General features: G+C 22.3%; 18 protein-coding genes and 2 pseudogenes. 6 read left to right on the top strand and 14 right to left on the bottom strand.

The genetic code is table 4. From position 1 onward, the window contains the following. Positions 1–120: 120 nt before the first annotated feature. Both AACK78_RS01585 and AACK78_RS01580 read left to right on the top strand, forming a co-directional pair. Positions 121–684, top strand: a complete 564-nt coding sequence (locus AACK78_RS01585; RefSeq protein ID WP_338955905.1) for a hypothetical protein — start codon at positions 121–123, stop codon at positions 682–684. Between the two features lie 7 nt (positions 685–691). Continuing rightward, on the top strand, positions 692–1,159 hold the full coding sequence (locus tag AACK78_RS01580) for a hypothetical protein (protein WP_338955903.1): 468 nt from the start codon (positions 692–694) through the stop codon (positions 1,157–1,159). A 479-nt stretch (positions 1,160–1,638) separates the two neighbouring features. On the opposite strand, the pseudogene AACK78_RS01575 reads toward AACK78_RS01580, so the two are convergent. Beyond that, positions 1,639–2,619, bottom strand: a pseudogene (locus AACK78_RS01575) (IS30 family transposase). 297 nt (positions 2,620–2,916) lie between these two features. On the opposite strand from AACK78_RS01575, the gene AACK78_RS01570 reads away from it, so the two are divergent. Together AACK78_RS01570 and AACK78_RS01565 are read left to right on the top strand one after the other, a co-directional pair. Continuing rightward, on the top strand, positions 2,917–3,249 hold the full coding sequence (locus AACK78_RS01570) for a hypothetical protein (protein ID WP_338955901.1): 333 nt from the start codon (positions 2,917–2,919) through the stop codon (positions 3,247–3,249). A 58-nt stretch (positions 3,250–3,307) separates the two neighbouring features. After that, entirely contained in the window at positions 3,308–3,706 is a 399-nt protein-coding gene (locus tag AACK78_RS01565) for a hypothetical protein (protein ID WP_338955899.1), read from the top strand. Here the strand turns inward: AACK78_RS01565 and AACK78_RS01560 are convergent. From AACK78_RS01560 to AACK78_RS01530, 7 genes are all read right to left on the bottom strand, one after another. Next, on the bottom strand, positions 3,633–4,568 hold the full coding sequence (locus AACK78_RS01560) for a hypothetical protein (protein ID WP_338955897.1): 936 nt from the start codon (positions 4,566–4,568) through the stop codon (positions 3,633–3,635). The genes AACK78_RS01565 and AACK78_RS01560 overlap by 74 nt on opposite strands. Positions 4,569–4,671: 103 nt before the next feature. After that, positions 4,672–5,439 (bottom strand): hypothetical protein, encoded by a 768-nt coding sequence (locus AACK78_RS01555; protein WP_338955895.1) that lies wholly within the window; start codon positions 5,437–5,439, stop codon positions 4,672–4,674. 150 nt (positions 5,440–5,589) lie between these two features. Then, the gene (locus AACK78_RS01550) at positions 5,590–5,823 is read right to left on the bottom strand and encodes a hypothetical protein (protein ID WP_338955893.1); all 234 of its coding nucleotides are present in this window, start codon (positions 5,821–5,823) and stop codon (positions 5,590–5,592) included. 22 nt (positions 5,824–5,845) lie between these two features. Further along, positions 5,846–6,064: a hypothetical protein gene (locus AACK78_RS01545; protein ID WP_338955891.1), complete on the bottom strand. Its 219-nt coding sequence runs from the start codon at positions 6,062–6,064 to the stop codon at positions 5,846–5,848. Continuing rightward, positions 6,057–6,335, bottom strand: a complete 279-nt coding sequence (locus AACK78_RS01540; protein ID WP_338955889.1) for a hypothetical protein — start codon at positions 6,333–6,335, stop codon at positions 6,057–6,059. Before AACK78_RS01540 ends, AACK78_RS01545 begins: the two co-directional genes overlap by 8 nt. Beyond that, positions 6,335–6,928, bottom strand: coding sequence for a PBSX family phage terminase large subunit (locus AACK78_RS01535; protein WP_338955888.1), 594 nt, complete (start codon positions 6,926–6,928; stop codon positions 6,335–6,337). Before AACK78_RS01535 ends, AACK78_RS01540 begins: the two co-directional genes overlap by 1 nt. Beyond that, complete coding sequence (locus AACK78_RS01530; protein ID WP_338955886.1) at positions 6,928–7,389, bottom strand: hypothetical protein; 462 nt, start codon at positions 7,387–7,389, stop codon at positions 6,928–6,930. Before AACK78_RS01530 ends, AACK78_RS01535 begins: the two co-directional genes overlap by 1 nt. 102 nt (positions 7,390–7,491) lie before the next feature. On the opposite strand from AACK78_RS01530, the gene AACK78_RS01525 reads away from it, so the two are divergent. After that, on the top strand, positions 7,492–7,755 hold the full coding sequence (locus tag AACK78_RS01525; protein ID WP_338955884.1) for a hypothetical protein: 264 nt from the start codon (positions 7,492–7,494) through the stop codon (positions 7,753–7,755). Between the two features lie 62 nt (positions 7,756–7,817). Here the strand turns inward: AACK78_RS01525 and AACK78_RS01520 are convergent, their stop codons facing one another. The 5 genes and pseudogenes from AACK78_RS01520 to AACK78_RS01505 form a co-directional block, all read right to left on the bottom strand. Beyond that, positions 7,818–8,414, bottom strand: coding sequence for a DDE-type integrase/transposase/recombinase (locus tag AACK78_RS01520; RefSeq protein ID WP_338955882.1), 597 nt, complete (start codon positions 8,412–8,414; stop codon positions 7,818–7,820). A 21-nt stretch (positions 8,415–8,435) separates the two neighbouring features. Next, positions 8,436–8,501: pseudogene (locus tag AACK78_RS07305) on the bottom strand (hypothetical protein); the annotation flags it as partial. A gap of 173 nt (positions 8,502–8,674) precedes the next feature. Further along, positions 8,675–8,938, bottom strand: a complete 264-nt coding sequence (locus tag AACK78_RS01515) for a transposase family protein (RefSeq protein WP_338954390.1) — start codon at positions 8,936–8,938, stop codon at positions 8,675–8,677. A gap of 44 nt (positions 8,939–8,982) precedes the next feature. Continuing rightward, positions 8,983–11,349 (bottom strand): hypothetical protein, encoded by a 2,367-nt coding sequence (locus AACK78_RS01510; RefSeq protein ID WP_338955880.1) that lies wholly within the window; start codon positions 11,347–11,349, stop codon positions 8,983–8,985. 371 nt (positions 11,350–11,720) lie between these two features. Continuing rightward, on the bottom strand, positions 11,721–12,239 hold the full coding sequence (locus AACK78_RS01505; RefSeq protein ID WP_338955878.1) for a hypothetical protein: 519 nt from the start codon (positions 12,237–12,239) through the stop codon (positions 11,721–11,723). Positions 12,240–12,813: 574 nt separating this feature from the next. On the opposite strand from AACK78_RS01505, the gene AACK78_RS01500 reads away from it, so the two are divergent. Then, complete coding sequence (locus AACK78_RS01500) at positions 12,814–12,984, top strand: hypothetical protein (RefSeq protein WP_338955876.1); 171 nt, start codon at positions 12,814–12,816, stop codon at positions 12,982–12,984. A 59-nt stretch (positions 12,985–13,043) separates the two neighbouring features. Here AACK78_RS01500 and AACK78_RS01495 read toward each other — a convergent pair whose 3' ends face one another. Beyond that, positions 13,044–13,241 carry a hypothetical protein gene (locus AACK78_RS01495; RefSeq protein WP_338955874.1) on the bottom strand — a complete coding sequence of 66 codons (198 nt, stop codon included), beginning with the start codon at positions 13,239–13,241 and terminating at the stop codon, positions 13,044–13,046. Positions 13,242–13,291 lie beyond the last annotated feature (50 nt).

Raw genomic sequence — 13,291 nt, 5'->3', positions numbered from 1 at the left:
CAATTAATTTGCCACAAGTACCTTTTACATTACAAGGTAATACAACAGGGCAAAAAGCCTATGCTGATATGGTTAATGCTTTATTGCGTGGACCTTTATATTAATGAATATGCGAGCATTATGCAATATGCAACAGCAACAGCCGAACAAGTTGCTTGACTGCCTAATGCAGGACAAGCATTATATAATTTAACTCATCGTGTGGTATGACAAGATGATTATGCATTACCAAATGGTGGAACAACTCAAACTATGGGATTAACAAGAATTCCAGTTCCTATTGATAAAAGATTTAATTTAAAATTAATGAATGAAGCATTTTATTTAGCATTAATAGAACAAAATATTAAAAATGGTGTTATTGCTAACGCTATTTCTAGTGTTGTCCAGAATAAATTTGTTAACTTAGAGTGTAAATTAATTCAGGGGATTTATGATTATTGTTTAGCAGATGGACAATATGAAGTAATTCCATTTCGTAGTTATACATCAGAAAATGCAGATGATGCAAATAAAGCATTCTTTACATTAAATGAAATTTTGATTGAATTAACAAATCAAATTAGTAATTTATATTTTTGTTTGCCAACCGATAAAATGTTTATGGTTTTAGGACGACGTGCATATTTAGGGTTAACACCTGCTTATTTAAAAGTAATTGGTTCACAAGCGCAATTAAAATAAATGGTTAATGGTGAATTTATATGAAAATACAACAATGGGTATTCCTGTATCGAAAAGTTTTCATTTAGAAAAAACATATACAAAAGGACAAGTTAACCGTGATAAAGGTTGTAATTTTACTAATGTAAATGGTTTAATTATTAATAAACAAGTATGAGCATGTCCAATTAATATGGATACTATTCAACAAGTTTTAGATAATGATACTGCTAACCCTAAATGAATTGGTAAAGTACAATATGCTACTCCAACTATTTTATATCCAAAAACATGTAAAATTATTTTAGAAAAAGTACCAACACAAGATGAAATTAATACTGCAAAAAGTAATCTAAATAAAACTTTTAGAGTTCCTGTTTATTATGTAATTCCATCATCAAATAAAATTGATATTAGTAAAATTAATAAAATTGAACAACCTAATATTAAAGTAAATAATCCTGCTAGTGTTTCACAAGAAGAATTAAAACCATAATTTAAAAGTGTTGTTTTAAAAGCAGTAAAAACAGTAGATAATTCTTTAACTGAAAATGATTTTGATTACTTTATTGAAAGTAAAGGTGAAGAATGACCAATAAATATTACAAATGATAAAGCTGTTGAAGTTCAAATTGAAGGTAAAAACAACGCTACTGGTAAAACAAAACCTATTGATATAGTAATTAAAAATTCTTAATAAAGAATGAATTTATTAATATTACGAATTTTAACTTTATTAGCAGAGAATTTAGGTAATAAACCTTTAATAAATAAATTTGTTAATTTAATTAATAAAGTGAGTGGCATTGTGTAGATACAAGCTCCAAATTTGTATCTCTTGTTAAATTAATAACAACATTATTTAAAATAAATGCAACTATTTTTTTAAAAAAATAAATTATTTTTAAATTGTTATTATTTTGAACATATTTTGACACACTAAAAAATAATTTATTAAATTTAATTAATAAAAATTTACTTAATATTTTTTAAAAACATTGCTTTTGCACTTACTCAGTTTAAACATGGTCGAAGTTTATCATTTATAATATTAACTACCCAATCTATTTCTTGTTGCGTAACATTATTAAAATCTGTTCATTTGGGAAACCAATGTCTAAGTTCAGAGTTCATATATTCAATTAATGGTTTTTGTTGTGGCTTACCAGGATCACAAAAATAAACTTGTGTTTCAGCAAATATTTCCATTTCTCTCCACTTACTAAATTCTTTTCCTCTATCAGTTATTATTCCTTTAATTTTACCAATTAAATTATTGTTTATAACAATATCTTTAAATTTTTCTACAACTTCATTAGCAGTATTATTTTTTAATTTGATTACAAAGTAATTTTTACTTGATTGTTCTACTAAAACTAAATTACTAGATTGATGATCTTTACCAACTACAGTATCCATTTCAAATAAACCAACATTATATTTTTTATTTTCAATATCTTATATTGATTTAAAATTATTTAATTTACCAAGATTATCAGGTTTTCCTTTCGTTTTATATTTCTTACCATGATGTCGTAAATTTTGTTTATTTAAACCTAATAATTTTAAATTAATTCATTTATAAAAAGTTTTAACACAAGCAGGAAATTTAGCACCAAATTTTATAAAATAACGATGAATAATTTGTGTTGGTGAATCATGAAGAATATTAAATCGTAAATTTAATCATTCTTTCTATTCTTCTGTAAATTCGGGTAGTTTTTTAATACATTTTTTCCGCTTTTGTTTATAATCTTTTTGTGCTTTATACGGGGTATAATCTTCTATATTTTTAAATCGCTTAATCTCTCTTTTAATAGTATTAATATCTCTTCCAGTTTGTCTTGCTATTTCAGATAAATTAATTATGCCGTTTTTCTTTTTACAACTATCAGATAATAATAAATCCTTAAACAAATCTCGCTCATCAAATTTTACATGTGTATATTTTTTCATATCTTTGTATCTCCAATCTTTTTATTTAAATTTATTTATACACTATTTTTTTAAAAAGATATTGACAAAAATTTTAAGAATTATATAATTAAATTGTAATAAGTAATAAATTTGTATCTCTATTACTTGTATTACAAAATAAAGGAGTAAAGTAATTTACTTTTTTTATTTTGATGTAAAATGTAAGTAATAAAAAAATAACCATTGTGGTTCTTTTATACATTTCTATAACTTACTCTTTTATTTAATCATATTCATTAAATAATAGCAATTTTAATATGCAAAAAGGAGTAAAAAATGAAAGAATTTAATCCAAAAACAGCAAATTTACGAACATTTGAGCGTAAAATAGAGCAGTTTTGAAGTGATAAATTACCTAATATTCCCTATACTTTAAATGATTTAACCAATAAATTCAATCTTTCTAACAGATGAAGATATGAAACTTACAAGAGCGAGAAGATAGTACCTTTACTTGAAAAACAAGTTAATAAAATAGAAAGTGAACTTATTAAACAAATGGTTAAAACGCCAGAAGGTACTAGGTTATATTGACAGCGTGCATTTAATCATAAGTATTCACTGCAAGAAAAAGAACTTGAAAAAGAATTAAATTTAAATAATCAATAACCAATAATAGTTAATTTACAAACTGATATTAGAGATATTAAAAAAGAAAGTGATAATAATGCTTAATAATTTTACTTATTTGTTAGAAACTCCTTATTGCTTATTACAAAATAGTAGTATTGGCAATAAATATCCATTTGTTAAGAAATATGAATTAGTAAATGAAATTATTCAAATTGGGACACGATATAGTGGTAAGACTATATCAAATATTAAAATGTTTGGTGAATTATTAAAAATTAGTTTATTAATTAAAGAACCAATTTGTATAATTGCTAGTATGTATTGAAGTAAAGATTTAAAAGATAGTGTCTTTCCAAATATATGAAATATGTTAGATGAAAATCATATACCTTATACTATTAATTTATCAAATTTTACTTTTACTTTATCAAATGGTAGCAAAATATATTACAAAGATTTACGTCTTTTAATAAAATCTCATCTAATTCAATAATACCTTTATTTATTTTTTCATCATAAGTTATTTTAGGAAAACAATAACCTTCACCTGGCGCTGATGTTTGAATAAATTGTCGCACTGATAAACCACTATTACTAATTTTGTCATTAATACTTGAAAAGGTAATTTCTTGTCATAAAAAACTACTATCATATGGTGAATAATAATTAATAACACTTGATGGATATAATCATTGTCTATCTTGCGGTGCAATATTTATATTACCACCACCAATATTTAAACCAGGATCATTAAAAACAGTATAAAAATTATAATAATCATTAATATTTAATTTATCAGCATCTTCATCTAAAATTAATAAAGTATACTGTCTTTCTGTTGATTGTTGGGTAAATACTTGTTCAAATTTAGCATCACCAAATTGAATTGAACTTCTATCATCAATAATATAAGCATCTCAATATTTACCAACTTTAACCTCTTTTATATAAAAATTATCGGCTTTATTATCATTATTAATAAAATAACTTAATTTATATTGCTTTAAGTATGCTAACATTCTATTAATATCATGAATATTTTCACCATCAATTAATTTTCAATAAACATTATTATTTTCATTTTTTAATTTAATCGCAAAAGGTGTTTCATTATTGGCTCATATAGTTGAGTTAACCGGTTGATTTTTAAAATCATCAACAGTTAAAATATTAATTTCTTCACCTTTATGTTTTTGAACTATTTTTAAACTGTCTTGTCATTGGGCAATAGTGCTTTCCATATTATTAAATATTCTTGAATAACTACCATAATCACTTGGTTTAGCATTATTAGGTTTTCAACCTGTTTCAGTATCAGGAATATATGAACTATAGACATTAAACTGAAATACCATTCAATGGCGATTATCTCGTATATTTTCTCTAATATCTATTTAAAGTATCGTGGGCTTGTCTTCTTAATTCTTCTATAACGCCTGGATTAATTTTACTCATTTTTTAATTCTCCTTTATTTCTGTTCTACCTTGTAAGGCATTTTGATTATTAAAAGTTTCATCATATTCCATTAATTTATTATTATGTTCGATTTCTTTTGTTTGTAATTTATCTTGTCATTCTTTTATTTTTTCATAATATTTTTTTGCTTCTAATTCATCAATATTGTCATATTCAGTTATGGCTCTTACTGGTTCCATTGTGCCATTATCTAATCTAGCAGTAATTAATTCATTTTGTCGCATTTGGTCAACTAAACTAGCACTAATAAAATCAAATCCATAAGGGCGCTCACCACTACCGTTCCATAAACCATAATATTTTAAAACAGTATCAAACATTTTAGTATAATATTGTTTACGATATGCTTGTAAATATGCTTGTTTTTCTAAGTCTTTTTTTTTAGTTAATAATGATTGGGTTTTATTCTGGTCATTATCTGATTTATCACCAAATGGACTAGAAAAATGGCAGGCTAAATATACTTGCTCAATAATTGCTTTTTGGTCTTCAGTATATGTTTCTAAGGTTGGTGTCCCTTGTACTACTTGTAAAGATTGGGATAATTGTCCATCTACTGCTGATTGACCTGATTGAATAAAAATATCATCAAAAGCATCTTGTAATACTTTTTTATTACCTTTGTTATAGGCAGTCATTAAATCATCGTCTAATATTCCATATCAGTGCGTACGATTTGCTCATCTTTCTTTTGATTTAATATTAAAACTATCTTCTAAATCAAATTGTAATTTATAACAATTTGCCATTGTGGGTCATGGATTTAAAGTAGTTGATGTTGATAAGAATAATGGATTGAGCTCATTAATCATTTCTCAAAAAGGTACAATACCTAATTTGTTTTTAAATTCTTGTATTAATACAGGTCTAATAACATTATCTTCAATTTGTGTTTTGCTTTATCCAACAACTATTTCGTTATTTTTTGGCCAACCTTTAATAACTATTTTATCTTTGGTACAAATTAAATTTAAAATAAATCCACTGTCTGATTGGTGATAATTTAATCAAATATCAGCACCTTGTTCAATTTCGTTTATTTTACTTACACGAGATGTAAAGTTAAAAGGGTTAATTCATAAATCAATATTTCCATCACTAGTTTCTAATAAACCAAAGATAGTTTTACCCATTAAACTTGTTGTTAATTCATTTTTATCTAACTTTTTTTATTTTATAAGTTTGATATCATCAATTTAATTTTTCTAAAATGTCTTTACGATGAGACTTAAATAAAATATCTTTACCATTTATTAATCGCATTTGATGGCGAGCAATAATATTTGCTAAATTAATTGTTCAATCATAATTATAAAATTTTAAAACATTATTAATATGATTTAAGTTTAGTAAACTAGGAAAAGTATTATTCACGGTTATTTTGCTCCTTTAATTTTAAGATAAGTGCATAATTAATAATATTTACTGTTAATAAATTTGGTTCATTTTCTAAAACTTGTACACATACTTTAATTTTTTGATATTTTTTAATATATTCGTTATATAAATTTAATTTACATATTGCGATATTATCTTTTTTTAATTCTTGACAAAGTCTTTTTTTAACCTGTCCACAAACAGACATATAAGGTCTTTTTGCATTTATTACACGCTCATCATGGATTACATAAATATCTTTTTTCATTAAGTTATTCACTCCCTTTGCTGTCATAATTTATAATCTGCTGAACTATTATGTTTAACCATATTAACTAATTCAAAATGTAAAGCATAAAAATCACTATCAAATGTATCATCATATAAATCTAACATTCGTTCTTCTCTGGCATCTGACTTATCTTCTCATTGAATTAATTCATATTGTGTTTTACTTACAGGACATTTTTCTCATAATCATTTTAATTGGTTTGTATTTATTAACATTGTAAATGCCTCAATACGATGTCTTATTTTAAATTTCTGTTTTTGTGCTGGTTTAAATGTCATATATTGACCAAAAGTATAATTATATTTCTCTCGATTTAAACTTTGCAATGTTGAATAAGCACTATCATTAACATTAATTGATATTCCTTGTTGTATTAAATTAAAGTATTGATTTAATTGATTGTTATAAAACTCTAAAATATCTTTTACTTGTTCTAATTCAGTTTTAAATTGCTGTGTAGAATTTGAATGATTATATTCTGCTACTTTATATGATTTTTTATCAAATGAATTATATAATCAAAAAACTAGCAGCAGTGGTATGTCCTTTTGGACTAGTGGCATTAGCACTATCAACACCACCTAATAATTTCGTTGGTTGAATAAATATCTGTTGCTTGCATAATATCAATATATCTCGCAAAGATTGACCCACTAGTATTACCAGGTAGTCCTCAACTCCATACTCTTGATCGTTCGATATCTAATTGTTCTAATCTTAATTGTTCATTAACTTTATTTTGTGGTAATTCATAATTTAATCTTCAACTAGAATAATGAATAATAATTTTCATACTTCATTTTTCAATATATTTAATTTGTTCATATTTACTACGCATTATTTCTTCATTAAAAAGCATTAATTCATTACAATAACCAACAATATATCTTTTTAAACTTTCGGGATTATATGTATTAATTGTTATTTTTTCTTTATAACCACGAATAGCAAACTCTAAATCACTTAAATCTTTTTGTTGAAATTGGTCACATTCTTCTCTTCAATCAATAACTAATTTATATTTATTCAAATCGGCAAATGCTTTTAATTTTTCTTTCCGGCTTGGCGAATCCAGGCGTTAGAGCAATGGCAGTTAAATTTTATGGTAATCCGATCTTTTTTTGATATGCCTGTGATTTGTAGACCAATTATTAAAGGTGAATTTAATAAAAAAGTAATGAATTCAAGAGATTTATTAATGTATAATATGTATCCGTGTCCACCTGATAAAGTAAATACTTATGCATCACCAGAAGTAAGTTGATATAATATTCAAGGCATTCAACCAACTATGATAACTGGTTATGAAAACTGAAAAAAAGATATGGAAAGTAGATATGATTTTTGAAAACAAAAAAATAGTGAGGGTATAGACTGCACCCAAAAGAGTAAGTAAAGAAAAAAAGTCTTTGCTAAACTTTAGACTGCACCCTGTTTAGTAAGTATTAATAAAAAGGTTTACAAACTTTCATTTATTATATATTTTTCTTTTTGGTTTGAATATCATTTATTTCATTTTTTAACATCATTAATATATTCATTATGAGATTTATAATTTTTATTATGGATTGTTCCTTTTTTAAGTAATGAATGAAAACTTTCAATAATAATGTTGTCTGCACAATGATAATTTTTACTCATTGAAATTATAATTTTGTTATCTAAACATTTACTATTGTAATCTTTAGATGTATATTGATATCCGTGATCTGAATGAATTATTGTTTTATTTAAATCTTTTTTTATTTTTTTAATTTTATTAATTGCATCATTTAAATTATCAATTACAAGTTTGTTATTATTAAATTTTGATCATTTTACATCAATAATTTCTTTAGTATATCCATCAAGTATTGTTGATTGATAATGTTTTTTACCATTTCAAATTAAATAAGTTACATCAGTAAATAAAATTGAAAATCTTTCTTTAATATCATTAAAATTACGATTTACTAAATCAGGATATTTAATTATATTTTTATTTCTATTTTGTTTTATTAATATTTTTCTACGCATACGCTTTACATATTCAGCTTGAATATTATTTTCTTTCATAATTCGCAATACTTTCTTAGCATTATAAACAATACCATAATCTTCTTTTAAATATTTGGTAATTCGACGATAACCAAATTGTTTTAAATTTTCTTCATAGACTTTTACAATATTTTTTAATGATTCGCTATCCTTACCATTACTTGAATAATTTTTATATTTATCTCAATAACTACGCTTTAAATCTGTTATATCAAGTAATAAATTTAGTGGATATTTATTAATGTTTTCTTTGATAAAAGATACAATTTTTCTTTTATTTAATTGTAAAAGTCATGAAGCTTTTTTAGTAATTCATACCTAACTTTGTAATAGTTTAAATCTCTTTTTTCAAATGATTCTTTTGGACCTTTATTGGTGTTTAAAATTCCTTTCTTAAAATTTTCATACCATGAAGCAACAGTTTTTTTATTAATTTGATATTTTTTTGCAATAAAACTTATACTATTATTTTTAACCTCTTGTACTATCATTTTTCGAAAATATGCTGTATATTTATTAAATTTTTGTCCTTTTCTTGCCATATAAAAATGCACCTCCTTTAAAGTTTAGCAAAGACTTTTTTTCTTTACTTACTTTTTTGGGTGCAGTCTATTTTTACGTTATCTTTCCCATTTTTATTTATTCCTTTTATAATATGAAACATAAATTTTGATTTTTGATTATATTCACATTTAGGGGTGTATACTGTTTTTTTAATTGAAGAATTGTTTCTATGCTCTTTTGTGGTAAAACAAACACTTTTGAAATCGGCACTTCAATTTAAATCTCTACCTCTTGTTACTTCAACATTATCAAAATCTAAATCATTGATATCAATATCTTTTATTTCTTTTAAATTAAAAAACAAAAAATTATTAGTATAATTTAAAAAAAATGCTAATTTTAATAATAAATTAAAATTTATAATGCCTTGATTTTTATTAAAAATAGTAGAATTAATTTTTTGATTAACATCTAAATTTATTTCTGTAATTTTTATTATTTCGTTTCTTAAAATATAAATTTCTCCATCATAAGTTAAAATATATAAATTATCATTTTTATCAACAATAATTTTATTTATACTTTCATATAAACCATCAATTTTAATTGGATTATTTTCTCCGTTTTTTAAAAAATAAAATCCATAATTTGCATAAAAATAAATATTACCTTTGCTATCTTTTATTATTTCGTGGACTCAACCATTTATATTATTAAGTAATTTTGCTTCTGTTTCATTTTGTTTTAAAATATAAGCCCCACTTCTTCTAACATTAATATATATATCATTTTCAAAAAAATATACTGAATTAACATAATCCTTTATTCCTATAATTTCATCTACTGTTGTATTTTCTTTTTTTAAAATTCAAAGACCAAAACCATGTGCCCCACATACATTTCTTTTAAAAATAACATTATCATTTTTATCTATTTCAGATAAGATAATATCTGTATCATTAGGTAGACCATTAATTTTATTAGCTATTATTTTACCATATTCTAATTTATAAAAATCATTATTTGATCTAAAATAAACATTATTACCTTTATCTATTATATTAATTGAAGAATTTTTATTTATTCCTTCAACTTTATTTGCAAATGTAGAATTTTTATTTAAAAAATATATTTTAGAAAAACTTTCAACATATAAGTTTTTTTTACTATCAAAATACAACTTCCCTAAAAAATTATTTATTTCTATTCCATTAATTTTTATGGCTTGTGTTTCACCAGTTTTTAATTTAAAAAAACCATTATTTGTAATAAAATAAATATTATTTTCATTATCAAACAAAATTTTGTTAAAACTGTTATTTATTCCTTTAATTTTAATTGGCATAGTATTTCCATCATATTTAAAAATATAAAAATTATCATTTTTTTTAAAATAAATATTATCTTCATTATCAATTAAAATTGAACTATTTTCATTATTTATTTCACTAATTTTTGTGGCTTGTGTTTCATTATTTTTTATTTTATAAAGATAATTATCTGATACAAAATAAACATTATTATTTTTATCTATTTTTATTTCTGAAACATAGTTATTTATTTCACTAATTTTTGTGGCTTGTGTTTCACCATTTTTTAAGAAATAAAAACTATCATTATATGCAACATAAATATTATCATTATTATCAAATATAAGTGATTTTATTTGCTGATTTTGTTTTATTTCTATTCCATAAACTTTTTTCAATATTGGCTTATTTTTGTTAATTTTTAAGAAATAAAATCCATTATCAGCACTAAAGTAAATATTATCCTTATTTTTATTAATAGAATAAATATTGTTAATATTAAAATCAACACTTAACCTTGTTAATTCTTTTTCTTCATTATTTAAAATATATATATTATCATTAGATATAATATAAGAATTGTTATTTTCATCAATAAAAAAATTATTTTCTTTATTATTTAATTTTATTTTATAAATTTTTTTAAGTATTAAGGATGTTTCCCCGTTTTTTAAGAAAAAAAGACCATTATATTTTCCAAAATAAATATTACCAAAATTATCAAAAATGAAACTTTCAACATCAGTAGTTTCTTTTATTTCTTCTGATATATATGTACTATGTTTTAATTTATAAAAACCTTTTGTTATTGTTGAAAAATATGTGTAATTTTTATCAAAAAAAATTGAATTAATATTTCCTTTTATACCATTAATTTTTATTGGAATTGAATTATTATTTATTAATTTATAAGCAACATCTGTACTTCCAAAATAAACATTACCAAAATTATCGAAAGAAATTGAAACTGAATATCCATCAATTTCTATCCCTTTAATTTTATTAGCTTTTGTTTCGTTTTCTTTTATTATGTATATTCCATCAAGGGGTATTAAAAAATATACATTATTATTTTTATCAATAGTTATATCTTGAATAACATATTCATTTTTTTCATTTACATTTATTATTTCTGACATAATACTATTATTTTTTAATTTATAAATTCCATCATTTGTACCAAAATAAACATTATTTTTGTTATCAATAACACAAGAATCAATATATTCTGGTAAACCCTTAATTTTAATTGGTGTTTGGTCATCTTTTTTTAGAAGATAAATATTATCAAGCGTTATAAAATAAACATTATTATTACCATCAATTTTGATTGAATAAACATATTTAGGTAAATTATTAATTATTGTTGTTTTTATCTCACCTTGCTTTAATATATATGAATTAATGTTGTGTGTCGCAATATATAAATTATCATCTTTATCAATTGCAATATCAAAAATATAGCCTTCATTAATATTATTAATTTTAATAGCTCTTATATTTCCATTTTTTAGTACATATAATTCATCTTTATAAAGATAAGTGTTATTTTTATTATCAAAAATAATACTATATACGCCTCCAAATAGTCCTTCAATTTTTTTACTCTTGTTTCATTTTCTTTCAAAATATAAACGCCATCATCCGTTCCAATATAAATATTATTATTAATGTCAGTTTTAATTACTCTTATTCCATTTTTTATTTCTTCAATTTTTTTAGCTGCTGTTTCGTATTTTTTTAAAATATAAAGATCCTTATCATTAACACTAAAATAAATATTTTGTTTTTTATCAAATAAAAGATTATTAACAGATCCTTCTATTTCTTTAATTTTTTCAAAATATTTAATATCGTCATTTTTATTTTTAAAATCTAAAAATTCATTTGTTGATTTTGTTTCCTGTCTATTTATTTTTAATATTTCCGAATTATTTTTTTCTTTTTTATAAGGACTAGTAGAAATTACAATTGGCATTGCAGTTCCGCTAATTGTTAATACACTTAATAAACTTAAAAGTTTTTTCATAACTTTATTTTACCTTTCTTATCTTGAAACTTTTATCACGATCTATCGACATTATATATATATATATATATACAAGTACCTTTAAATCTATTTTAGAAATATCGGAAAATTAGAATGATTATTATTTTAATTATGATTGTATAAATGGGCAAGCGGTTATTTTATTATGTTTTTTAATAAAATAAATATATATTATATATAATAATTTTATTAATTATGTAAATTGTACTATGAAGTGTAGCGCTTTTTATACAAATGAAAATATTAGTTTTAAACTTAATAATTAATTTTAGTAATTAATTAACGAAAATAAACCATAAAATAAAAAATATTTTTGCTTTAATTTTTATAACAAATCTTTAAAAATTTAAAAAGCTTGATTTTATAGTTCATAAAGTGCTACATTTGATTTTGTGATATTATTTTTATTTTTAACAACAACATTAATATAAAATAATCCCTCATATGGTGGTTAAAATGCTTAATAAAGGCAGATTATTTTAATTATTTATTTGACATTATATTTTAATGACGGTATCATCGTCATGTAAATTAAAGCGAAAGGAGTAAATATATGAAAATTAATGATTTAAAAATAAAAAAAATCAATGACTCAAATGAAAAAGGCTATTTTAATGTTGAAAAAAATTATAATAAGGTTAAAGACTCCATATCAATTTCTATAACAGTTAATAATATTGATGATGCTATTGAATTTTTGGAAATAAGTAAAAAAATAGTTTAATTAAACTATTTTTATTTATAAAATAAAAATACTAATAATTAATTAATATTATTTATTTTTTAACTCCTATTTATTTTATTTCCCATACATCTACACACTTTATTCGTTAATACTTCTATATCTTCAAGTTCAGATAATCTAATATTTGTATCATTTGCATATTTTTTAAATTCTTCTTCCAACAAAAATATTCTTTCTTTTAATTCTTTGTTTTCTTTTAAAATTAAATCTAAATTATTTTCATTATTTTTATTCATGTATTTTTCACCTCCTTAATTTAATTAAAAAAGTGATTATAACCGTTTAA

The sequence above is a fragment of the Spiroplasma endosymbiont of Polydrusus cervinus genome, from assembly GCF_964019755.1.
Classification (GTDB): domain Bacteria; phylum Bacillota_I; class Bacilli_A; order Mycoplasmatales; family Mycoplasmataceae; genus Spiroplasma.
Note: the sequence above shows the minus strand (reverse complement) of the source record. Positions and strands in the feature narration are given on the sequence as shown.